This is a genomic window from Arthrobacter zhangbolii, assembly GCF_022869865.1.
Lineage (GTDB): Bacteria > Actinomycetota > Actinomycetes > Actinomycetales > Micrococcaceae > Arthrobacter_B > Arthrobacter_B zhangbolii.
This window is the reverse complement of record NZ_CP094984.1, coordinates 20,488-40,969: the sequence shown is the minus strand read 5'-3', so window position 1 is coordinate 40,969 and position 20,482 is coordinate 20,488. Positions and strand designations below refer to the sequence as shown.

23 protein-coding genes, 1 tRNA gene and 1 pseudogene are annotated in these 20,482 nt (G+C 64.1%); 15 read left to right on the top strand and 10 right to left on the bottom strand.

Annotation, left to right across the window (positions count from 1 at the left end; all coding sequences use genetic code 11):
- Positions 1-105: 105 nt before the first annotated feature.
- Entirely contained in the window at positions 106-624 is a 519-nt protein-coding gene (locus MUK71_RS00220) for a flavin reductase family protein (RefSeq protein WP_227903153.1), read from the bottom strand.
- A gap of 82 nt (positions 625-706) precedes the next feature.
- Positions 707-1,255, bottom strand: coding sequence for a redox-sensitive transcriptional activator SoxR (gene soxR, locus MUK71_RS00215; RefSeq protein WP_279326967.1), 549 nt, complete (start codon positions 1,253-1,255; stop codon positions 707-709).
- A 178-nt stretch (positions 1,256-1,433) separates the two neighbouring features.
- On the opposite strand from soxR, the gene MUK71_RS00210 reads away from it, so the two are divergent.
- Genes MUK71_RS00210 through MUK71_RS00200 form a run of 3 tightly spaced genes read left to right on the top strand, consistent with a single transcriptional unit; the run spans position 1,434 to position 3,595 of the window.
- The gene (locus MUK71_RS00210) at positions 1,434-2,369 is read left to right on the top strand and encodes a hypothetical protein (RefSeq protein WP_227903152.1); all 936 of its coding nucleotides are present in this window, start codon (positions 1,434-1,436) and stop codon (positions 2,367-2,369) included.
- A 15-nt stretch (positions 2,370-2,384) separates the two neighbouring features.
- On the top strand, positions 2,385-3,287 hold the full coding sequence (gene ku, locus MUK71_RS00205) for a non-homologous end joining protein Ku (RefSeq protein ID WP_227928108.1): 903 nt from the start codon (positions 2,385-2,387) through the stop codon (positions 3,285-3,287).
- Positions 3,288-3,292: 5 nt separating this feature from the next.
- The gene (locus MUK71_RS00200; RefSeq protein WP_227928110.1) at positions 3,293-3,595 is read left to right on the top strand and encodes a hypothetical protein; all 303 of its coding nucleotides are present in this window, start codon (positions 3,293-3,295) and stop codon (positions 3,593-3,595) included.
- A gap of 9 nt (positions 3,596-3,604) precedes the next feature.
- On the opposite strand, the gene MUK71_RS00195 is transcribed toward MUK71_RS00200, so the two are convergent.
- The 3 genes from MUK71_RS00195 to MUK71_RS00185 all read right to left on the bottom strand — a co-directional run bounded on the left by MUK71_RS00195 (position 3,605) and on the right by MUK71_RS00185 (position 5,095).
- Entirely contained in the window at positions 3,605-3,844 is a 240-nt protein-coding gene (locus MUK71_RS00195; protein ID WP_227928111.1) for a DUF2630 family protein, read from the bottom strand.
- 56 nt (positions 3,845-3,900) lie between these two features.
- The gene (locus MUK71_RS00190) at positions 3,901-4,470 is read right to left on the bottom strand and encodes a cysteine hydrolase family protein (protein ID WP_227928113.1); all 570 of its coding nucleotides are present in this window, start codon (positions 4,468-4,470) and stop codon (positions 3,901-3,903) included.
- A gap of 103 nt (positions 4,471-4,573) precedes the next feature.
- Positions 4,574-5,095: a DUF4383 domain-containing protein gene (locus MUK71_RS00185; protein WP_423723743.1), complete on the bottom strand. Its 522-nt coding sequence runs from the start codon at positions 5,093-5,095 to the stop codon at positions 4,574-4,576.
- A gap of 130 nt (positions 5,096-5,225) precedes the next feature.
- On the opposite strand from MUK71_RS00185, the gene MUK71_RS16210 reads away from it, so the two are divergent.
- On the top strand, positions 5,226-5,351 hold the full coding sequence (locus MUK71_RS16210; protein WP_269437505.1) for a hypothetical protein: 126 nt from the start codon (positions 5,226-5,228) through the stop codon (positions 5,349-5,351).
- A gap of 1 nt (position 5,352) precedes the next feature.
- Positions 5,353-6,837 carry an FAD-dependent oxidoreductase gene (locus MUK71_RS00180; protein ID WP_227928115.1) on the top strand — a complete coding sequence of 495 codons (1,485 nt, stop codon included), beginning with the start codon at positions 5,353-5,355 and terminating at the stop codon, positions 6,835-6,837.
- A gap of 256 nt (positions 6,838-7,093) precedes the next feature.
- On the opposite strand, the pseudogene MUK71_RS00175 reads toward MUK71_RS00180, so the two are convergent.
- A pseudogene (locus MUK71_RS00175) lies at positions 7,094-7,540 on the bottom strand (SRPBCC family protein); the annotation flags it as partial.
- Between the two features lie 273 nt (positions 7,541-7,813).
- Between MUK71_RS00175 and MUK71_RS00170 the strand changes: the two are divergent.
- A complete protein-coding gene (locus MUK71_RS00170; protein ID WP_227903146.1) occupies positions 7,814-8,311 on the top strand; it encodes a Dps family protein in 498 nt (165 codons plus the stop codon).
- Positions 8,312-8,369: 58 nt separating this feature from the next.
- Here MUK71_RS00170 and MUK71_RS00165 read toward each other — a convergent pair whose 3' ends face one another.
- Positions 8,370-9,086 carry a FadR/GntR family transcriptional regulator gene (locus tag MUK71_RS00165; RefSeq protein ID WP_227928117.1) on the bottom strand — a complete coding sequence of 239 codons (717 nt, stop codon included), beginning with the start codon at positions 9,084-9,086 and terminating at the stop codon, positions 8,370-8,372.
- A gap of 122 nt (positions 9,087-9,208) precedes the next feature.
- Between MUK71_RS00165 and MUK71_RS00160 the strand changes: the two genes are divergently transcribed.
- Both MUK71_RS00160 and MUK71_RS00155 read left to right on the top strand, forming a co-directional pair.
- The gene (locus MUK71_RS00160) at positions 9,209-9,727 is read left to right on the top strand and encodes a gluconokinase (protein WP_227903144.1); all 519 of its coding nucleotides are present in this window, start codon (positions 9,209-9,211) and stop codon (positions 9,725-9,727) included.
- Positions 9,728-9,845: 118 nt separating this feature from the next.
- Positions 9,846-10,622 (top strand): metal-dependent hydrolase, encoded by a 777-nt coding sequence (locus tag MUK71_RS00155; RefSeq protein ID WP_227903143.1) that lies wholly within the window; start codon positions 9,846-9,848, stop codon positions 10,620-10,622.
- A 28-nt stretch (positions 10,623-10,650) separates the two neighbouring features.
- On the opposite strand, the gene MUK71_RS00150 is transcribed toward MUK71_RS00155, so the two are convergent.
- Both MUK71_RS00150 and MUK71_RS00145 read right to left on the bottom strand, forming a co-directional pair.
- Positions 10,651-11,028: a VOC family protein gene (locus MUK71_RS00150; protein WP_227903142.1), complete on the bottom strand. Its 378-nt coding sequence runs from the start codon at positions 11,026-11,028 to the stop codon at positions 10,651-10,653.
- A 59-nt stretch (positions 11,029-11,087) separates the two neighbouring features.
- A complete protein-coding gene (locus tag MUK71_RS00145; RefSeq protein ID WP_227903141.1) occupies positions 11,088-11,849 on the bottom strand; it encodes a LysR family transcriptional regulator substrate-binding protein in 762 nt (253 codons plus the stop codon).
- Positions 11,850-11,901: 52 nt separating this feature from the next.
- On the opposite strand from MUK71_RS00145, the gene MUK71_RS00140 reads away from it, so the two are divergent.
- On the top strand, positions 11,902-12,309 hold the full coding sequence (locus MUK71_RS00140; protein ID WP_227903140.1) for a DUF5997 family protein: 408 nt from the start codon (positions 11,902-11,904) through the stop codon (positions 12,307-12,309).
- Between the two features lie 262 nt (positions 12,310-12,571).
- Here the strand turns inward: MUK71_RS00140 and MUK71_RS00135 are convergent.
- A tRNA-Leu gene (locus MUK71_RS00135) sits at positions 12,572-12,654 on the bottom strand.
- A 436-nt stretch (positions 12,655-13,090) separates the two neighbouring features.
- Here MUK71_RS00135 and MUK71_RS00130 point away from each other — a divergent pair.
- The 6 genes from MUK71_RS00130 to MUK71_RS00105 are packed head-to-tail and all read left to right on the top strand — an operon-like array spanning position 13,091 to position 20,477.
- The gene (locus MUK71_RS00130) at positions 13,091-13,828 is read left to right on the top strand and encodes an FHA domain-containing protein (protein WP_227903139.1); all 738 of its coding nucleotides are present in this window, start codon (positions 13,091-13,093) and stop codon (positions 13,826-13,828) included.
- Positions 13,828-14,313 carry an FHA domain-containing protein FhaB/FipA gene (locus tag MUK71_RS00125; RefSeq protein WP_423724600.1) on the top strand — a complete coding sequence of 162 codons (486 nt, stop codon included), beginning with the start codon at positions 13,828-13,830 and terminating at the stop codon, positions 14,311-14,313. Before MUK71_RS00130 ends, MUK71_RS00125 begins: the two co-directional genes overlap by 1 nt.
- A 44-nt stretch (positions 14,314-14,357) precedes the next feature.
- Positions 14,358-15,812 carry a PP2C family protein-serine/threonine phosphatase gene (locus MUK71_RS00120; protein WP_227928181.1) on the top strand — a complete coding sequence of 485 codons (1,455 nt, stop codon included), beginning with the start codon at positions 14,358-14,360 and terminating at the stop codon, positions 15,810-15,812.
- Positions 15,812-17,224: an FtsW/RodA/SpoVE family cell cycle protein gene (locus MUK71_RS00115; RefSeq protein WP_227903138.1), complete on the top strand. Its 1,413-nt coding sequence runs from the start codon at positions 15,812-15,814 to the stop codon at positions 17,222-17,224. Before MUK71_RS00120 ends, MUK71_RS00115 begins: the two co-directional genes overlap by 1 nt.
- Positions 17,221-18,660, top strand: a complete 1,440-nt coding sequence (locus MUK71_RS00110; RefSeq protein ID WP_227903137.1) for a peptidoglycan D,D-transpeptidase FtsI family protein — start codon at positions 17,221-17,223, stop codon at positions 18,658-18,660. The genes MUK71_RS00115 and MUK71_RS00110 overlap by 4 nt, the downstream gene beginning before the upstream one ends.
- On the top strand, positions 18,657-20,477 hold the full coding sequence (locus MUK71_RS00105) for a protein kinase domain-containing protein (protein ID WP_227928119.1): 1,821 nt from the start codon (positions 18,657-18,659) through the stop codon (positions 20,475-20,477). Before MUK71_RS00110 ends, MUK71_RS00105 begins: the two co-directional genes overlap by 4 nt.
- Positions 20,478-20,482 lie beyond the last annotated feature (5 nt).

The following is a 20,482-nucleotide window of genomic DNA, read 5'->3' as shown; positions in this document are numbered from 1 at the left end:
GTCCTCTTTCGGGTCCGTCGCCGGACGGCTTCCTGCCACCGGTTCTCCCCCGATTATCCCCTGTTTTCGCAGCCGGAGGGCGGCGCGGGTCCGGGCTGGAGAACCTTAGCCCAGTGCCGAGTGCTCGCCCAGCCGGTGGAAGGTGCGGTTGTGGTAAACCAGCGGGTCCTGTCCCGTGCTGCCCGGGAGAATCGACAGGACGGATGCGGCAATCAGAATGGATCCGCCCACGGGCACCCGGCCGTCGATCCGGCAGAGCAGCGCCACGGGCGCGTCTTCGAGCAGGGGTTCTCCGCCGGGAAGCGTCCGGATCCTCGCGGAACCGAACCGGTCAGCGCCCTGCCGGGCGAAGATCCCGGCCAGCTCGGCATTGTCCGCACCCAGCAGGTGCACTACTACGGTTCCGGCGCCGGCGATGGCACCTGCCGTTCCGTGCATGGAGGCCAGGGAGAAGGAAAGAATGGGCGGTTCAGCCGATACCGAGGAGACCGAGGACGCCGTCAGGCCCACCGGTCCACTGCTGCCGTTGGCCGTGATGATTGCCACCCCCGCAGGATGTGCCCGGAAGGCGTCCTTGAATGCTTCCGTTACATCCCGCTCGCACAGAGCAGTATTGTGCGCCATTAATGAGTCCTTCCGCAGACCAGCCCGTTGAGGGTATGTTCCAACGGTAAAACCTCAACCATTGTTGAGGTCAAATCCGCGATTAGACGTCAAAGGCACGTGCACCGGTGCCGGAATCCGCCGAGGCGTCATCGGGATTCACAAACCGGCATTCGGCCAGTGACAGGCAGCCGCACCCGATACAGCCGCCCAGACGGTCACGCAGCGCCTGCAGGTGCCGGATACGGGAATCCAGTTCCTGCCGCCATGCTGCGGAGAGGCGCTGCCAGTCGGCCTGGTCCGGCACTCCGTCCGGCGGCAGTTCGCCAAAGGCGCGGCTGATGACGGCCAGCGGGATGCCTGCCTGTTGCGCTGCGCGGATCACAGCGACCCGCCGCAGCACGGAGCGGTCAAACCGGCGCTGGTTTCCCTGGGTCCGGCGGCTGGAAAGCAGGCCCTGACGCTCATAGAAATGCAGCGCGGAGACGCTGACACCGCTGCGCTGCGCTACCTGCCCCACTGACAGCTCCGAGCGCCCGGCCGTCAGCTCATCAGTCGCCGCCTCGCCGTGGTCGCCGTGATCCCTCTGCTCAGGCGACGTTCCCCTAGGCTCCGGGCCGCCGGACGGTGTCCCTGCTGCTCTGGTATCCACACCTGCCCCTTCCCTCGCTGCACCCCATTATCCCGCGGGCGCATTCCGCGGGCGCCCCGGCCCCCGGACGCCCGGGCGTAAACCGCCGTCGTCGTAGGTACTGGCGGTCAGCGTGCGGGCGTGTGAAAGTGTCCGTAGTGATTTTCCCCGGCCGCGCCGGAGCGCAGAGGAGGCCCCGATGGAAGGTGTACCGCTCGGCCCGCAGGAGAAACCCGGAACACTACTCTTCCTGCCGGGTACCGGCCGGCCCAACCCGGCGCTCTCAGACCAGGTCCGGGAACAGGTGAACACAGTTCCCGGGCTCTCCGGCTGGTCGGTCCAAACCATTGAGTGGGCCGCTGCCGCGGCCGAGAACGTGAGCGGTGTTCCCGCCCTGCCGGAACGGTACTCGGCGGAGGACCCGCCTGCCCTTTCGGACGCATCTTTGGCCCTGGCCCTGTTCGGGGCCGATGTCAGCACCGCGGACCCGGTTCGCCAGGCCTCCGTGGCCGGGGCCGTCCCGTCCGTGCCGGAGGCCGCGCGGCTGGGCGAGACGCTGCAGGATCTGGTCCTGGGTGTGGTGACAGACGCCGCCGTCCGGCATCGGATCCGCCTGACCGACGCAGCCGGAGACTTCTTCAGCAAGGTCGCCTATTACCTGCGGCAGGGAGAGGGCGCCCGCACCGTCCTGGCGGATGCCCTGGGCAGTACCGACCAGGATGCCCCGGTGGTCCTGTTCGCGCACAGTCTGGGGTCCGTGGCGGCCGTTGATCTGCTGAGTTCGCCGGACTTCACCGGCAGCCGGGTGGACCTGCTGGTCACGCTCGGTTCACCTGCACCATGGTTCTACCAGCTTGATGCCCTCGCATACCTTGGGCCGGGACGCGGGGGCAACGCTCCCGCAGCACCCTGGCTGAACTTCTGGGACGAGCGTGACCTGTTCGCTTTCTGCGCCGAACGTGTTTTCGCCGGGCGGATGGGCAGGATCACCGACAGCGAGGTGCAGTCGGGTAAGCCGTTTCCCGAGTCGCACCAGGCATATTTTTCCGACCCGAGGGTTTACCGGCTCCTCTGGGAACACCTGCAGGAGACGGAATCAGGGAAACCGGGCTCTGGCAACGGCACCGGAGTTTAGTGTTCACTGGTCTACATGAGAGCGATCTGGAAAGGCGCTATTGCCTTTGGGCTGGTTAACGTACCGGTCAAGGTTTATTCCGCCACCGAGGACCACGACGTCAGCCTTCACCAGGTGCACGGCAAGGACGGCGGGCGCATCCGCTATCAGCGCCGGTGCGAGATCTGCGGCGAAGTCGTTGAGTACAAGGACATAGCCAAGGCGTACGACGACGGCGAGCAGACGGTGGTCCTCACGGATGAGGACCTGGCTTCCCTGCCGGTTGAACGAAGCCGGGAGATCGACGTCGTGGAATTCGTTCCCAGCGACCAGGTGGACCCGATCCTGTTCGACCGTACGTATTATCTGGAACCTGATTCGAAATCCACCAAGTCCTATGTGCTGCTGCGCCGGACCCTGGAGGACACCGACCGCACCGCCATTGTGCAGTTCTCGCTGCGGCAGAAGAGCCGGCTGGGCGCCCTGCGCGTGCGCGGGGACGTCCTGACCCTGCAGACCCTGCTCTGGGAGGACGAAGTGCGGGAAGCGTCCTTCCCGTCGCTGGATGAAAAAGTACGGATTTCCGCCAAGGAACTGGAGATGTCCTCGGCACTCGTGGATTCCTTCAGCTCGGACTTTGATCCCTCTGAGTTCACTGACAACTATCAGGAACAGCTCAAGACGCTCATCGACGCCAAGCTTGAACAGGGCGAATCTCTGGATACCGAAGAGACATTCGGTGCGGAATCCGAAGACGAGGGCGGGAAGGTCCTGGACCTGATGGAAGCACTGCGGCGCAGTGTGGAGAAAAACCGGGACAAAAAGAGCGGTGCGGACTCAAAGTCGGCCGGTTCCAAGGGCGGGAGCACCAAAAAGGCTCCGGCCAAGTCCAAAACAGCCAGTTCCAAGAGCACCGCCAAAACCAGGAAAGGCGCCTGAGCCCTATGGCATCACGCAACTTCTTCACGGATCAGTTCGGCAGGCAGACGGTTATCGAGGTGCCCAATGCGCCCATCATCGGCTGGGGTGTCTTCGGCCTCGCGTCCATGATGGCGTTGACACCGCGGCGTGCGGACCAGCTGAAGACGCTCAGCAAGGCCTGCCTGCTGCTGTGGGCCCTGGGCGAAACCTTCCGCGGTGAAAGCGGATTCCGGCGCAGCATCGGTGCAGCAACGCTGCTGAGCCAAATCACGGCCAGGCCGGAGAACGGAGTGAAGTCAGCCCAGGGGAGGGCGGCGAGTGCTTAGCCCGGCCGGCTACTGGCGGTAGCCTTCGACTTCGCTGATCGGCCGGGGCTGTGCCTCATCAGGATTCTGCCCGGCATCCAGCTTGGCCCGGCGCTGCCTCAGCAGATCCCAGCACTGGTCCAGCTGTTCCTCAACCCGGCGCAGCTCTTCCGCATGTTTTTCCGGTGCAGCTGCCGGGTCCGTATCCCGCAGGGATTGCTCCTGCGTAACGAGTTCCTGGATCCGGTGCTGAATGTCCTGTGCGTCCATGCCCCCAACGTTAACCGTGCCGGACCGGGGTTACCAGCACCCGGCACGGCGGAAGGTCATCCCTGCGAGCTGCAGCTGTGCAGAAAGTCCTTGAGTTCGGCCGAGCTCTGCACCGGCTGGCGGTATTCATCCGAAAGCATTCTGAGAATGGTCTCCTCGTACTCGCTGTCGGTCGAGGCCAGCGCCTCGCGCGCAAACCGGACGCGGAAGTTGTTCGCGAACGCGTCTGCGGCTGTCTGGGCAACACAGTTGTGCGTCGCAACGCCGGCCAGGATCAGGGTTTCAACGTTCCAGTTCCTCAGCCGCAGCAGTACATCGGTACCGATGAATGCGCTGTCCCTGGTCTTCACCAGCCGGGGCAGGTCATTCCACTCCAGGCCGGGAACGAAGTCCGCCTGCTTACTGCCGCTGAAGATGAATCCCTGATCGTCGTCGAGCATGCTGAGCGTCCAGGTGGACTTGTCCCGTTCATGTTCGGTGCACACCATCAGCACCGGAACTCCGGCGGCTTTGGCCTCGCGGATCAGCTCGTTGGTCTTCTCCACCAGGCGTTCCTGATGCTGTTGCAGAGCGGGGCTTTCGAAATAGGCGTTCTGCATGTCAATGACCATCAGTGCGGCTGACACAACCGGGTTCCTTCCTTCACGGACTGTCCGGGCTGGACAGAGTTAGGGAACCCAGTGTGCCAGCACTGAGGCACCGGCGGTCAAATACAAGGTGCAGCCGGCCCTAGTTCGGGATGGATCCCTCCCCGGGGTTTCCGCTGCTGCGTGAGGGTCCCCCGCCAGCCGAGGGACGCCGTTCGGTGTCCCGCCCAAGAATGAGCCCGAGCAGGATCATTACGACGGCCAGAACCACGTGGAGCCAGTTATCGGCCGTGTTGAACGGGACGAAGTTCGCACTTGAATCCAGCGGAATCAGCAGACCGTAAATGAAGAGGACGGCGTACAGGATGCCCGCACCAACCAGGTAAAGGCGGGCGGAGGAATTGGTCCTGGCCATGGCCAGGCCGGCAAAGCCCAGCAGCATGTGGACCACGTTGTGCAGCACTGAGACCTGGAAGACGCCCAGCAGAACCGCTTCGGATTCATAGCCGGAGAAATATAGTGCGTTGTAATTCGCTGTGATCCCGGGGATGAACCCCAGGACGCCAATGAGCAGGAAAACAATTCCGAAAACCATTGCGGCTATCTGGGCGCTGGTCCGACGGGCGGAAAGGCCGCCTGAAGAACTGTAACTGGGGTAGGCCATGATGACTCCTCTGCTCCGCGGAACCGGAGGCCGGGCCGGGAGGATTAGGTGATCAGGGACTTTAAACTCTTGCACAATTGGGGCAAGGTGGGAAGCATACTGACTTTCCAAGGACCCTGAGGGGGAACGAATGAGTTTTAGCCCGATACCGGCCGCAGGTGCCGGTTCCGATTCCGGCCGGAGCAGGTTCATCAGCGACAGGATCTTTGTCCGTTCCGGCGCCCGTATCGCCGCATCCATCCGGCGGGAAGGCTGACGTGTTGTCTCTTTGGCTCAGTAGTGCACCCCATATCCCCAGCGACTCCTTCGAACCCGGCGCATCCTATGACTCAGTGGTCGTGGGTGCCGGCCTGACCGGACTCACCACCGCTGCGCTGCTGGCCCGCAGCGGACAACGGGTGGCCGTGCTGGAAGCACGGTCCGTGGGGGCCGTCACCACGGGCAATACCACCGCCAAGCTTTCACTGCTGCAGGGGACGCAGCTTTCCAGCATTACCTCCCACCACAATGCCGGGATTGCGCGGCAGTACGTCGAGGCCAACCGGCAGGGCCAAAGCTGGCTGCTTCGCTTCTGCGACGAAAACGGGATCAGCTACGAGGTCCGCGACGCCTACAGCTATGCCACCACCGCCCAGGGACTCAGGAGCCTGCGCAAGGAGCAGGAGGCGGCCACCGCTGCCGGGCTGGACGTCGAATTCAGCACGGAAACAGAACTGCCGTTCCCCGTCACGGGCGCCCTGAGACTGCGTGATCAGGCACAGCTCCACCCCCTGACGGTGCTGGCCGGACTGGCGAAGGACTTCCGGGACCATGGCGGCATCCTGGCCGAAGGAGTGCGCGTGACCGGAGCCCGCCACGAGGACGGCTTGGGCATCAAGGTCCTGACCGGTGACGGGGAGGTATCCGCACGAAACCTGGTACTGGCCACCGGCATCCCCATCCTGGACCGCGGCGGGTACTTTTCGGTACTGAAGCCTGAAAGGTCCTATGCTGCGGCCCTGCCCGTGACCGGTGACGTGCCGCAGGGCATGTACCTGTCCGTGGATTCACCGACCCGGTCCCTGCGCACCGCCGAGGCGGACGGCATTTCATACCTGCTGGCCGGCGGCAACGGGCACACCGTGGGACGGAAAAAACACACGCAGGAACTGGTGGATGACCTGGTCGGCTGGACCGTGGACAACTTTGAGGTGGGCACTGCCGCCAGTTTTGCCTGGTCCGCCCAGGATTATGCACCGGCCGGCAGCCTTCCCTATGTGGGGCAGCTGCCCCTGTTGGGAACCAACATCTACGCTGCCACCGGCTACAACAAGTGGGGCATGACCAACGGTGTCGCCGCCGCCCTGGCGCTGAGCGCCGAAATCCTCGGCGGCGAGAACCCCTGGGCCCGCGAACTGTACAAGCCTCGGGTGGCTCCCCTCGATGCTGCCTCGACGCTGCGGGATAACGCGGAGGTGGGCCTGGAGATGCTCACCGGCTGGGCGTCAGGCCTGGCCCGGAGCACTGAGGAAGCCCCGCCGGAAGGGCAGGGCGTGGTATCCAGGGAAAACGGCAAACCGGTGGGCACGTGCACAGTCAACGGCACCACCAGCCGGGTATCTGCCATCTGCCCGCACCTGAAGGGTGTCCTGAACTGGAACGATGCCGAGCAGTCCTGGGACTGTCCGCTCCACGGCTCGCGCTTCTCCGCCACCGGCTCGCTGCTGGAAGGGCCGGCCGTCAAGGACCTTGACCGGGCCTAGGCTGCGCCCGGTCCGCAGTCGGCGCTGCGCCGGTTAAAACGGAACTGCGGATGCCCGAAGGCATCCGCAGTTCCGTTTGCGCAGGTACTTTTGCGGCAGTCCGCGCTACAAGCGGTCCAGGCTACAAACCGGCCCGCGGTCCGCCGGATTCCGGATCATCCATTGCCGGGTCCGCTGCCGGGGCTGCTGCCAGCCCTGCGGTGCTTGTGGACGTGGGTGTGCTGCCGCCCGCGCCGGTGGCGGCGTTGCCCGGCGCGTCGACATCCCCGCGCCAGGAACCGGTCTCGGAGCCGCGGCTTTCCATAAACTCCTTGAACCGCTTCAGGTCCGCCTTCACCTGTCGGTCATCGGCACCTACAACGGAACCGATTTTCTCCACGAAGGTCTCCGGGGCCCAGTCCAGCTGCACCGTCACCCGAGTGTCCGTTTCGGACAGCCGGTGGAAGGTCACGACGCCGGCGTGGGTGGTGCCATCGGTGCTCTTCCAGGCCACCCGCTCATCCGGATGCTGCTCAGTGATTTCGGTGTCGAACTCCCGCTCGACTCCACCGACCTTCGTCACCCAGTGGTTGGTGGTATCCGTGAGCTGGGCAATCGAGACGACGCCGCTCATAAAATGCGGAAATGATTCGAACTGCGTCCACTGGTTATAAGCCGTTGTCACCGGAACTGCTACATCAATTGACTCTTCTACGGTGGTCATACTGTCCCTCCGATAGTGCGAATCCTGCATCTGGACGGGCCGTTTACCACCGGCCCTGATGTCCTCACCGTACACAGGAGGACAACCCGGATCAACCGGAAGTAAGGTTGCTTACAGTGATACCGGCCGGAACCGTTTCTGTGTGGTCCGGACATCGGACCGGGGATACGCTGAAGGAGGAAAGCCGCCCGTCGGCGGGTGAAGGGAACGCCTGACACCCTGCTTTCGGACGGTTTATCGGGTTCTCATTTTTCGTCAACCTTGGAGGAAAACATGAAGGCATCAGAAGAACTGGCCACCAACCTGCAGGCTGTGCTTGTGGACATGATTGAACTGCATCTGCAGGGCAAGCAGGCGCACTGGAACGTGGTAGGCAAGAATTTCCGCGACCTGCATCTGCAGCTTGACGAGATTATTGACGATGCACGGCTTTTCGCTGATGAACTGGCCGAGCGGATGCGTGCGCTGCGGGCTGTTCCTGACGGCCGCAGCGTGGCCGTTGCCGAAGGCACCAGCCTTCCGCCCTTCCCTGCCGGACTGGTGGACACCCGCGACACCGTCACCCATGTGGTGGCCATGCTGGAAGGCGTAGTCGGGACCATGCGCAAGGTCCATGACCAGGTGGATGAGGAAGATCCCACCACCGCTGACATCCTGCACGGCTTTATTGCCAAGCTTGAGCAGTACGCGTGGATGGTGGATGCAGAAAACATTTCCGCCACCGCGGACGTGGTCAACCCCGAAGACAGCAATCAGGAAGCCACCCGCTAGCAGCAGCTTCCGTTCACGGCCGGCGTCCGCTTTCCGAAGCACGCCGGCCGTGCGGCGCTCAGTTGGTGACGGCCCGACGGACTTCTTCCAGCAGGGCGCTCATATGCGCCAGTGCGGCACCGCTGTCCCCGGCAGCCACTGCGGCTGCCACCAGCTCGTGTCCCTCCAGGGCTTCCTTCCGGGGACATGTTGGCATCAGCCCCTGCCTGGTGCGACCGGTCAGCACCGCCGCCACCACATCCTGCAGTGAGGCGAACATATCGTTTCCGCAGACCCGAAGCAGCAGGTTGTGGAATTCTATATCCGTCTGCAGGAATGCTTCCAGCTCCCCTGCTTCACCCTGTCTCCGCATCCGACCGGCCAGCTCTACGATGCGGGCCCGCTCAGCTGTGCCCGCATGGCGCGCCGCACCCGCCGCGGCCACGGGCTCCACGCCCACCCTCAATTCGGTCAGCGTACGGAACTGCGTGTTTCTGCCCGGACCGGCAAGGCGCCACCGGATGATGCGCGGGTCGAAAACATTCCACCGCTCCGGTTCCTGCACCACAATTCCTATACGCCGTTTGGAATATACGAGGTTCATCGATTCGAGGGTCCGCATGCAGTCCCGCACCACGGTGCGGGAAACACCGAATTCCTGCTGCAGTCCATCCAAGGTCAGCCGGTCCCCCGGCCGAAGCAGGCCGGAGGCAATGTCCTGTCCCAGCGTCTCGGTAATCCGTTCATTCAGGACAGCGGCGGGCGGACCGATATCCGCGGCATCGACCTCGACCATGTCCCTCTTTTCCCGTACTTATGGCGCGCAATTCATGATGCCTTTGGTGATACCTTTGTGTCTAATTATTTTTCGGCCATTACGCCGGACCTGTGACAACGGCGTCCTTCAAGGAGATGGAAATGTCCTCCATTGATCAGCATCTCGTCATTATGGGTGTTTCCGGTTCCGGCAAAACCACCATTGCCAATATGCTCTCCAAACGGCTGGGCTGGATTGCCGCGGAAGCTGACGAGTTTCACCCCGCCGTCAACATTGCAAAAATGTCCTCGGGCACGCCCCTGGATGATGATGACCGCTGGCCGTGGCTCTACGCGATCCGTGACTGGATGGGCACCCAGGCCGGTAACGGACGCTGCACCATTGTCACCTGTTCGGCGCTCAAGCGCAGTTACCGCAACATCTTGGCGCAGGCCCCGGGCCGGGTCACCTTCGTCCACCTCGACGGCTCCGGTGATCTGCTGGCAGAGCGGATGAAAACCCGCAGCGGTCACTTCATGCCGCCCTCCCTCCTGCCCTCGCAGTTAAGCACCCTGGAACCCCTTTCATCGGATGAAGACGGTCTTCGCCTGGATATCAGCTCCGCCCCCGGGGAAATTGTGAACGCCGTGCTGCAGCACCTGGGATTCCAGCCCGCCTGAAGGCTACCCGCCCAGCCCCTCACCGTTGGACGGACTGCGCCGCTTTCCATGGAAAAATGGATAGCTGCTTAAAAGATATTCGGCGCCGGCGCCGCCCTTTGGAAGGAATTCTCACACCATGATGGGTGGTCACCACGCCGCTAGCGGCGCCGCGGCCTGGGTTGCTGTAGCCTCCACCGCACCGCACGCCCTGGGCTGGTACCCGGTCACACCGCTGGGCGTTGTTACCGGTGCCCTGCTGACTGCCGGAGCAGCACTGCTGCCGGATCTGGACCATCACAGCGGCACCATCGCCCATTCCCTTCCGCCGGTGACCAGGATCCTGGCGCGCATCACGGAGACGGTCAGCGGCGGGCACCGCCGGGGCACACATTCTCTCCTCGGACTGGCCGTCTTCGTGGTGCTGGCCACTGCCCTGGGAACCTTCACTGCCGAGGTACCCGTCTTCGGTTCCGTCGCCGTGGGTGCCGGAATTCTGTCAGTACTCCTGATGGGATTCGCTTTCAAGGCCCTGAAGATTGCCGGCGGGCCGGGTCGAAGCTGGTTCCTGGCCCTGGTGTTTTCGGCGTTTATCGCCATTTACGCACCCGAGAACAATGATTGGCTGCCCGTGGCGGTGGGCCTCGGCGTCGGCGTCCATATCCTGGGGGACCTCCTGACACATCAGGGCGTGATGGTGTTGTGGCCCATCCACATCAAGCGTCCGCGGTCCCTGGCACGCTTCCCCGTGGTCAACAAGCTCTGGCGCAGCAGCGGCTGCTTTTCGATTCCGCTGATCGGTGCGGCCGGCTCCTGGCGGGAATGGGCACTGATGGTGCCGGTCACCGTGTATGCCATTTTCGGCGTAACTGTCGCAGCGCTCACCGCGCTCACAGGGTGGTCCCCCTACGCCTAGGCGCCGGTTTCCGGCAGGACCGGGCCGTTCAGTCCTGGTGCAGCTGGATATAGTTGCCGCAGCCGTCGTCGAAAACAGCCTGGGATCCCATCGCATCGATGGTGGGCTCGCCCAGGAATTCGACCCCCAGCGCCTTCAACCGGTCATATTCCGCCCGTACATCGGGAACGCCGAGCACAAGGACCGGGAGTTGCTGGGCATAAAGCCCGGACCGGTATGCCTCGGCCACGGGGTTGTCGCTGGGTTCAAGCAGGAGACCCGGTCCGCCGGGCTCCTCCGCCGAGCACACAATGAACAGGTTGTACTCCGGCATGGCCATCAGCGGTTCCAAGCCCAGCGTCCCGGTATAGAACTCATAGGCCCGCTCCGGGTCCAGCACATGGATACTGCTCATCTTGATACGCATCGCGAAAGACTACCCCTGAAACCCGGAGCCGTCAGCACAGCGGGAATCGCCGCCGCAACTCACCGGCTGCGGCGGGGCTTGCCGTTCCTGCCGCTGCCCTTGCCGGCTGCCTTGCCGGACCCCTTCGCTTTGCCCGCGCCGCCGGACCGGGCCGCCGGCTTTGCCTCGCTGCGGGACTGGCGGGCCTTGGTCCGCTGCCGGGCGGTGGACTTCTGCTCCGCGAGGACCGAGGGCTGGCGGGAGCTGTTGGCGGTGCGGCCGCGGACCACTCCAATGAACTCTTCGACGTCGGCGCCGTCCCGGTCCTGAAGCCAGGCGATACCGATTCGGGTTGCCGGCACGCCGCTTACCGGCCGGGCCACTACATCCTTGCGTGAATACAGCCTGGCCACGGACATGGGCAGCAGAACCACGCCGGCGCCGGATCCCGCTACTTCCAGTGCGACGGCGGCGCCGCCCATTTCATCCGCGTCCAGGAGGGCTTCGCCGTCCAGGTCCGCGAGGTCAATCTCATCAAACGCCGCGATCGGGTGATCCTTCGACGCCGCAGCCACCGGCTGCTCCTCATATAGGGGAATCAGGTTCATTCCGTCCGGACGGACGAACCCCTCCGGGGCGAGCCGGACAAATGCCAGATCAGCACGCCCGGACGCCAGTTCCTCGAGAGCGGCTCCCTCCTCGCATTGGAAGGTCCGCAGTTCGGTCTCGTGGCGTTCACGCCAGCGGGTAATCCATTTGCCCGGCGTGACACCCGGAACGTAGGCCACGGTCAGCGGCCGCGGGGCCGGCCCGTCATGGGGAGCTGAAGTGTCTGTGGGCATCAGAACACCTTAGCCCACCGGCCCTGCCTCCGGCGGCGGATACCCTTGGAATATGACCTCCGAGAAATCCTCCCAATCCATGAAACCTGCCACGGCAGCCAAGAAACTGGGCATCTACCTGCCCGCAGCGCCGCAGGACTTCCAGGACGGGCCTATTTCACGGGCCCGGTTTGATGAACTGCAGTCCAATCCGCCCGAATGGCTCACTGAACTCCGCCGTACCGGCCCGCACCCGCGCCCGGTGGTTGCCCAGAAGCTGAACATCTCCATCGGCGGCCTGACCCGCTCCGGGATTACCGAGCCGCTGACCACCGAGGAAATCAAGGCACTGCTGGCTGAGCCCCCGGCCTGGCTGGTGGAGGAGCGCGCGAGTTTCGCCGCCGTCCGCGCCGAGGCACAGCGGGTCAAGGAAGCCCAGGCAAAGAAAGCCCCCCGCACTGCCCAGGCCGACGAAGCCTAGTCGTCCGCCGGCTCCGCAGGACTCCTGCGGCCGCCGTCCCGGCCCGTTTCGCGCCCCGGATCGAGGAGGGCCCGCCTGAACCGCGGGCCCTCCGGGGTGATCCCGCCGGGGTGATCCCGCCGGGGTCCAATGTCTATTGCCGGGCTGTGGCCGGATCCTGTGCCTGCGGTCGGGATGCGCGTCTGCGGCCGGCTGCGGCCGGTCGTGTCAGGACATAAAAAATGACCCCGGCCGCTAAGCCGGGGTCATTCTTTAGTACTTGTGCGCGAGGGGGGATTTGAACCCCCACGCCCTTTCGGACACTGGCACCTGAAGCCAGCGCGTCTGCCGTTCCGCCACTCGCGCATAAATGGTTTCCCAAGGCAACGGTGTGCGGACAATCTCAGATGATCTAAGACATCCCCGTCGCGTTTCCTCGGGAACAGCAGAATCAAGCATACCGGCAATTTGCCGAAACACCTAAACGGCCTGGTGAAGCCGCCAAAAACCCCGTCGTTCCGCGAAAAGAGCACGTTCGGCCTGCCGGTGAAGGCGGGGGAACACATTGGCGGTGCGGGGTACGAAAACCACCCCCGGGGCTTGACGGGCCGCCGCTGCCGGGGCTGCGGTAAGACATTTTTCAGCGTGCGCCAGTAGTATCGAAGTGGACGTATGTACCTGTGAACCACCGGAACCGGTCCCAAGCCCAGTCCCGGTGCACCATTCCGCCCGCACCGATGTGCAGGAGGGCAGGCAATGCAGCCATAGGAATTCACTGGACAGGACGCGGGAGGAGACGGACATGGGCTTGCTCGACAATGTCGAACGCGGCATCGAAAAGATGGTCCGCGGTGCTTTCGCGTCCGGTTCATCCGGCCGCGTTGAACCTCTGGAACTCGCCATTGCCCTCCGCCGGGAACTGGATGAGCGTTCAATGGTCCTCGGCCAGGGACGAACCCTCGCACCCAATGTCTTTACGGTGCGCCTCTCCACGTCGGACTTCGCCCAGGCCCAGCAGTGGGGCGCTCCGCTGGCGGAGGAACTCTGCGACGTGGTGATCAAGCACGCGCGCAGCCAGTCCTACACCCTGCAGGGCGCAGTCCGGGTTTCCTTTACCCGCGACGCTTCCCTGAAGGCAGGCGTGCTGGAGGTGGACTCCTCCACCGAGAAGTCACCCGCTCCCCGGTCCACGCCGCGTATGCCCTCTCCGCCGGCACCCCGGCAGGGACCTTCGGCCCGTATGCAGCCCGTTTTGGACATTGACGGTCAGCGGTATTCACTCAACGCACCGTCAGTCGTACTGGGGAGGTCCTCCGAGGCGGATATCCTCGTCGACGACACGGGTGTCTCCCGCAGGCACCTGGAAATACGTACGGAGAACGGAACAAGCCGTGCCGTTGACCTGGGTTCCACCAACGGCAGCTTCGTCAACGGCCAGAAAGTTCAGGGTGAAGCAGTGCTAACCGATGGATCCACCATTGCCATGGGACGCACCAGGATTGTGTTCCGGTTACTCCCCGTCCGGACCGGAGGACGTTAGTGCTCAGCGTTCTAAGCGAAACACTCCTGCGATACGGTTTCCTGGTCCTCCTGTGGATCATGGTGGTCAGTGTGGTCGGAGCCATCCGCCGCGATCTCGCCGTCGGAACCCGCAACCGGACCGGCACCCCTACTGCGCGCCAGATCCGGAAAAATCCGGAGCTGGAAAAGCGCGCACCGGCACCCGCCAAGGTCACCCCGAAGGAACTCGTGGTCACCGAAGGGCCGCTGCGCGGAACCACTCTGGATCTGGCCGCCAGCCCCATCCTGCTGGGCCGCGCCCAGGAAGCCACCCTGGTCCTGGAAGACGACTATGCCTCCGGGCGCCACGCACGTCTCTTTCCGCAGGGCAGCCGGTGGTTCATCGAAGACCTCGGCTCCACCAACGGAACCTACCTTGGCGGAAGCCAGCTCACCCGGGCGTTGCCCGTCGAACCCGGTGTACCCATCCGCATCGGTAAGACGGTCATCGAATTGAGGCCCTGACCGTGGCTTTGGTCCTCCGCTACGCAGCACGCTCTGACGTTGGAATGGTTCGTTTCAAAAACGACGATTCCGCCTACGTTGGACGCTACCTCGCCGTCGTTGCAGACGGCATGGGCGGCCACGCCGGTGGCAACGTTGCCTCCGCTTCCACCGTGCTCGACCTCGTCCATCTGGACAGCCAGGTCCATGACGATGAGCCCCTGACCGTCCTGGCGGACGAGATCCAGGCAGCCAACTCCCTGCTGTCCGAACTTGTCACCACCAGCCCGCAGCTCTCCGGCATGGGCACCACGGTCACTGCCCTGCTGCTCCATGACCGGCGCCTCGCACTGGCCCATATCGGTGATTCGCGTGCCTACCGGCTGAAGAATGACCGATTCGAACAGATCAGCATTGACCACACCTTTGTGCAGCGGCTGATTGATGAAGGCCGCCTCCGGCCTGAAGAAGCCGAGGTCCACCCGCACAAAAACGTACTGATGCGCGTCCTGGGCGACGTTGACGCCAGCCCGGAACTGGATCTGGCCACTTTCGAAGTGGAACCGGGGGAACGCTGGCTGCTGTGCTCCGACGGCCTCACCGCCGTGCTGCGGGATTCAGACATTGAAGGCATTCTCCGGGGTACCCCCGACCTGCAGGAGTGCGTTGACACCCTTGTGGAACTGACGCTTGCCGGCGGGTCGCCGGATAACGTCACCGTGGCGGTCATCCAGATCGACGAGGATGCCGACCTCGACACCGAACCGTCCGCAGCCGGGGAACCACCGCGCACCACCTCCGTAGCCGCCCTGCCCCGGACAACCGCCGCGGCATCGGCCACCGCTCCGGATTCCTCCACCGCGGGTTCCGCTGACCAGGAAAGCACCGACACCGACCCGGATGCGGATGAGCGGGAACGCGCGGCACTGATCCGGCAGGATCTGTCCTCCCGTCCCCACGTCCTGGTGGGAGCCGCCTCCCTGGCCACCGAAACCGGCCAGATTCCGATCGTGACCCAGCGCTCCGCCGAACGCCGTGCCGCACGCATGCTCACGCACAAAGCGGAGAACGAGGACCCACAGGATCCGCAGCCGGACCAGGACGCGCAGCCCCGCTGGCGGCGCTGGCTGCTGCCAACCTTCCTCACCGTGCTCGCCCTGCTGCTGGCCGCCGTCGTGTGGCTGGGTTACACCTGGACGCAGACCCGCTACTACGTGGGTTCCTATGACAACCGTGTGGCCATCTACAACGGCGTTTCGCAGACCGTGGGACCCATCCAGCTGTCCCATGTCACGGACATTTCGGACATTCCGGTGGACAGCCTCTCCGAATACCACCGCAACCGGGTGGAGGAGACCCTTCCGGCACGGGACCTGGAACATGCGGGCGAGATTGTGAACGAGCTCCGGGATACCGCCAAGGCCGTCCTCTGCCCGCCGGCGGACCCGGCACCGGATGCAGGCTCAGCCACTGCCTCGGCCCAGCCGCCGGGGAACAACGCCTGTGGAGGTGAGCAGTAATGTCGGACGTCCCCACGGTTGCCAAACCCCGCCGGAACATTGAAGCCCTGCTGCTGCTGGTGGCCCTTCTTGTTGGAGTCGGCGCCAATATGATCGTGGGCCTCGACGAGGACCGCGCCTTTGACTCCGACTTCTGGGTCCAGGCCGGCACGCTGATGGGCCTCGTGGTGCTTTTCCACATTGTCCTGCGCTTCCGGGCTAAATATGCCGATCCGGTAATACTTCCCATTGTGACCGCGCTGAACGGTATTGGCCTGGCCATGATCCACCGGCTGGATATCACCACCGGGGAAACTGCTGCCGACCGGCAGCTGCTGTGGAGCACCGTAGCGGTGGCCGCGGGCATCGGTGTGCTGTTCCTCATCAAGGACCACCGGATCCTGCGCCGCTACACCTATATCTCGCTGATCGTCAGTGCAATCCTCCTGCTGCTGCCCCTGACTCCTCTGGGTACCACCATCAACGGTGCACGGATCTGGATCAACGTCGGGGTTGGCACCTTCCAGCCCGGCGAGGTCGCCAAGATTACCCTGGCCATATTCTTCGCCGGGTATCTATCAACTAACCGGGACCTGATCCTCCTGGCCGGCCGGAAGGTCGGTCCGCTCCAGTTCCCCCGGATGCAGGACATGGGTCCCATGATCGTGGCATGGCTGGTCAGCATCGGGGTCCTGGTGTTCCAGCGCGATCTTGGCTCGTCCATCCTCTTCTTCGGGCTGTTCATGGCCATGATCTACGTGGCCACCAGCCGCGTGAGCTGGGTGCTCATCGGCGTCGGGCTGCTTGCCGCCGGCGGGTTTGTTGCCCTCCAGCTGTTCAGCCACGTGGAGCAGCGTATTTATGGCTGGCTCAACGCCTTCGATCCGGAGGTCTACAACGGGCTCGGCGGCAGTTACCAGGTGGTCCAGGGACTCTTCGGCCTGGCGAGCGGAGGGCTGGTGGGAACCGGCCTGGGCCAGGGCCGGCCTGATCTGGTGACCTTTGCCAACAGCGACATGATTATTGCCGCCCTGGGTGAGGAACTGGGCCTGATCGGCATCTTCGCCATTGTGCTGATGTACGTGCTCCTGGTGTCCCGCGGTTTCCGCGCGGCGCTCGGCACCAAGGACGGTTTCGGCAAGCTGCTGGCATGCGGACTGTCCTTCACCATTGCCCTGCAGTGTTTTGTGGTGATCGGCGGTGTTACGCGGCTGATCCCGCTTACCGGCCTTACCACCCCGTTTATGTCCGCCGGCGGTTCCTCGCTGCTGGCCAACTGGATCATCGTTGCGCTGCTGCTGCTGATTTCGGACGCCTCCCGGCGTCCCATTGCCTCCGGGCCGGTCTCAACCGACATGGTTCCTGCCATGTCGGAATCCCCCATCGGGGCCCCGGCCCGCAACCGCCGTAACGTGAAGGAAGGAGTCGAATGAACCAGGCAATCCGTAACAGCTGGGTGGTAGCCCTGGCAATGTTCGTGCTCATCCTTGGCTCGCTCACGTATGTCCAGTTCTTCGCCGCCGAAGAACTCAATGAAAACCCGAACAACAGCCGGGCACTCTACCGGGATTTCGGCGAGCCCCGCGGCTCCATCCTGGTAGACGGGAAGGCGATTGCCGAGTCCGTTCCCTCGGATGACCAGTTCAACTTCCAGCGGGTCTACAACAACCCCCAGCTGTATTCCCACCTGACCGGGTTCTTCAACCTGAACGGAACCAGCCAGCTGGAAATGGCCATGAACGAGGAGCTTTCGGGCAACAGCGACCGCCAGTTCTACGACCGGCTGGTCCAGGTCTTCTCGGGTGCCCAGAGCCAGGGCGCCTCGGTGGAACTCACCATTGACCCGGAACTGCAGCAACTGGCCTATGACCTGATTCCGGACGGCCAAAAGGGTTCAATCGTCATGATGGATCCCAAAACCGGCGACATCCTGGCCATGGTTTCCAAGCCGACCTATGACACCAATGCCCTGGCCGTCCATGACACCGCGGTGCTGGGTGCCACCATGGAAGAACTCACGTCGGTTCCCGGCCTGTCCCCCTACACCAATCCGGCCACCCAGTCCCTGCTGGCCCCCGGATCCGTCTTCAAGCTCGTGGACACCGCCGCTGCACTGGAAACCGGCAAGTACAACGCCGATTCCGTAATTCCCAACCCGGCAGCGTTCCCGCTGCCCGGGACGAACATTTCGCTCCCGAACTTCACCACGGGTGCCTGCTCGGCCCGGTCCGAGGCTGACTTCGCCTTCGCCCTCGCCCAGTCGTGCAACACGGTGTTCGCGCAGGTGGCCCTGGACCTGGGCCAGGACGCGCTGGCCGAACAGGCGGAAAAGTTCGGGTTTGATACACCGCTGTCCATCCCCACCGAGGTGGTTGCCAGCCACTTCCCCGAGAACGAGGACCAGGCACAGCTGGCCCTGGCATCCATCGGCCAGGGAAGCGTGACCGCCACTCCTCTGGAAGTGGCCATGATTTCCGCTGCCATCGCCAACAACGGCGTGCAGATGACCCCCAATCTGATCCGCAGCGTCCGCGCCCCGGATCTGTCCGTGATCGACGAGCCGAAGCCCACCGAACTAAACAAGTCCGTCAGCCCCGAGACTGCGCGTCAGCTCACTGAATGGATGGTCGGCGTCGTCGAGAACGGCACGGCAAGTGCCGCCCGGATTCCGGGCGTCGAAGTGGCCGGCAAGACCGGAACCGCGGAAGTCGAGGGCCGGGGCGACAATGCCTGGTTCACCGGCTTCGCACCGGCCGACGATCCCCAGGTTGTCATTTCCGTCGTCATGGAAGACGTGGACCTGACCACCGGTGCCCAATTAACCACTCCAAGCGCGCAGAAACTCCTAGAGGCGGTGTTGAATAAGTGAGGCCTACATCGGGTATCACCTTAGGCGGCAGGTTCCAGCTCACCGATCGTATTGCCATTGGCGGTATGGGTGAAGTCTGGAAGGCACGGGACCTGGTCCTGGGCCGCATTGTCGCCATTAAAATCCTCAAGGAGGAGTACACCGGCGATCCGGGGTTCCTGAACCGGTTCCGGGCCGAAGCACGGCACACGGCACTGCTGAACCACCCGGGGATTGCCAATGTCTTTGACTACGGCGAGGAAGAGGGCTCCGCCTACCTGGTGATGGAGCTGGTCCCCGGCCAGCCGCTGTCCACCATCATTGAACGTGACAAGGTGCTCTCCCCGGACCGGACCCTGTCCATCATCGGCCAGACTGCCACCGCCCTGGCCGTTGCTCACAACCAGGGCCTGGTCCACCGGGACGTCAAACCCGGCAACCTGCTGATGCTGCCCGACGGCAAGGTTAAGATCACCGACTTCGGCATTGCCCGCCTGGCGGACCAGGTTCCCCTGACCGCCACCGGCCAGGTGATGGGAACCGCGCAGTACCTGGCGCCGGAGCAGGCCACCGGGCAGCAGGCCACGGGGTCCAGCGATATCTACGCGCTCGGCGTCATCGGGTACGAACTGCTGGCCGGGCGCCGTCCGTTCTCGGGCGAATCCCAGATCGCGATTGCCCTGGCACAGGTCAATGACACGCCGCCGCCGCTGCCGGAATCCATTCCGGAACCGGTCCGCGCGCTCATCATGTCCATGCTGGCTAAGGATCCGGCTGACCGTCCGGCTGATGCCGAAGCCCTGGCCGTGGCCGTGGCTGCCATCCGCCGCGGAGACATCAAAGCGGCGCAGCAGGCAGTGCCTGGCATGCTGCTCTTCGGCACGTCCGCTTCGGCGGCCACCGAAGCGGTGCCTACTGCCGGAACCGCTGCCACCCGGGTAGTGGACACTTCTCCGTCCACCTCCGCCCTGCCGACCGTCGCCGGCGCCTCAGTGGCAGCTGACGACGCCCGGACGGGCCAGCTCGAGGCCTCCCGTGACTGGTCTGATGAGGACGACGTTGACTACGACGGCGACACTCCGGATGACGTTGAGGAGAAGCGGGGCCGCAGTCCGTGGACCATCCCGCTGATCGCCCTGCTGGTGCTGATCCTGGCCGGCGTCGTGACGTTCTTTGTGCTTAGCGGGTCCGATGACGAGGCGGAGGACCCTGCCCCGGCTACTTCCTCCTCTGCCCCCAGTCCGTCGCGAACCGCCTCGCCGTCACAGACCCCGTCCGAGACGCCGAGTCCCAGTGACGAGGAAATCAGCATCGATTCAGCCTCCTACGAGGGGCGTCCCGTAAACGAGGTGGCAAACGAGCTCAGCAACCTGGGCCTGCAGGTGAACCGCCTCCCCGTCTCCGACGCGAACATTCCCGAGGGACTCGTCATTGAGGTCAACCCCTCCGGCCTGCTTAGCCGAGGGGATGCCGTGACGGTGGTGTACTCCTCCGGACCGGAAATGGTTTCCGTGCCCTCGCTGCAGGGCCAGACCGAGGCCGCGGCCCGGCAGCGGATTGTGGACGCCGGGCTGGTCCCGGTCAACGGGGGTACCCAGCCCTCCGATGAGCGGCCCGGCACGGTTGTTGCCGTGAATCCCACTGAGGGGACCGCCGTTCCGCAGGGTTCCAACGTCACGTACTACATTGCTGCGGAAGCGGCTCCGGCGCCTACCCAGACGCCTCAGCCCTCGCCGACGACGGCGGAAACCCCGGATAGCAACGGCGGTGCCAGCATTGGAAGTTCAAACTTCTCCACGCAGTCCCTGCCTTCCGTCAACTCGACCATCGGCAACTAACGAAT

Bases quoted from the DNA above. Each gene is read 5' to 3' on its own strand.
- MUK71_RS00220 (WP_227903153.1), bottom strand. From the start codon at position 624: ATGGCGCACAATACTGCTCTGTGCGAGCGGGATGTAACGGAAGCATTC.
- MUK71_RS00210 (WP_227903152.1), top strand. From the start codon at position 1,434: ATGGAAGGTGTACCGCTCGGCCCGCAGGAGAAACCCGGAACACTACTC.
- ku (WP_227928108.1), top strand. From the start codon at position 2,385: ATGAGAGCGATCTGGAAAGGCGCTATTGCCTTTGGGCTGGTTAACGTA.
- MUK71_RS00200 (WP_227928110.1), top strand. From the start codon at position 3,293: ATGGCATCACGCAACTTCTTCACGGATCAGTTCGGCAGGCAGACGGTT.
- MUK71_RS00195 (WP_227928111.1), bottom strand. From the start codon at position 3,844: ATGGACGCACAGGACATTCAGCACCGGATCCAGGAACTCGTTACGCAG.
- MUK71_RS00185 (WP_423723743.1), bottom strand. From the start codon at position 5,095: ATGGCCTACCCCAGTTACAGTTCTTCAGGCGGCCTTTCCGCCCGTCGG.
- MUK71_RS16210 (WP_269437505.1), top strand. From the start codon at position 5,226: ATGAGTTTTAGCCCGATACCGGCCGCAGGTGCCGGTTCCGATTCCGGC.
- MUK71_RS00170 (WP_227903146.1), top strand. From the start codon at position 7,814: ATGAAGGCATCAGAAGAACTGGCCACCAACCTGCAGGCTGTGCTTGTG.
- MUK71_RS00165 (WP_227928117.1), bottom strand. From the start codon at position 9,086: ATGGTCGAGGTCGATGCCGCGGATATCGGTCCGCCCGCCGCTGTCCTG.
- MUK71_RS00160 (WP_227903144.1), top strand. From the start codon at position 9,209: ATGTCCTCCATTGATCAGCATCTCGTCATTATGGGTGTTTCCGGTTCC.
- MUK71_RS00155 (WP_227903143.1), top strand. From the start codon at position 9,846: ATGATGGGTGGTCACCACGCCGCTAGCGGCGCCGCGGCCTGGGTTGCT.
- MUK71_RS00150 (WP_227903142.1), bottom strand. From the start codon at position 11,028: ATGCGTATCAAGATGAGCAGTATCCATGTGCTGGACCCGGAGCGGGCC.
- MUK71_RS00145 (WP_227903141.1), bottom strand. From the start codon at position 11,849: ATGCCCACAGACACTTCAGCTCCCCATGACGGGCCGGCCCCGCGGCCG.
- MUK71_RS00140 (WP_227903140.1), top strand. From the start codon at position 11,902: ATGACCTCCGAGAAATCCTCCCAATCCATGAAACCTGCCACGGCAGCC.
- MUK71_RS00130 (WP_227903139.1), top strand. From the start codon at position 13,091: ATGGGCTTGCTCGACAATGTCGAACGCGGCATCGAAAAGATGGTCCGC.
- MUK71_RS00120 (WP_227928181.1), top strand. From the start codon at position 14,358: ATGGTTCGTTTCAAAAACGACGATTCCGCCTACGTTGGACGCTACCTC.
- MUK71_RS00115 (WP_227903138.1), top strand. From the start codon at position 15,812: ATGTCGGACGTCCCCACGGTTGCCAAACCCCGCCGGAACATTGAAGCC.
- MUK71_RS00110 (WP_227903137.1), top strand. From the start codon at position 17,221: ATGAACCAGGCAATCCGTAACAGCTGGGTGGTAGCCCTGGCAATGTTC.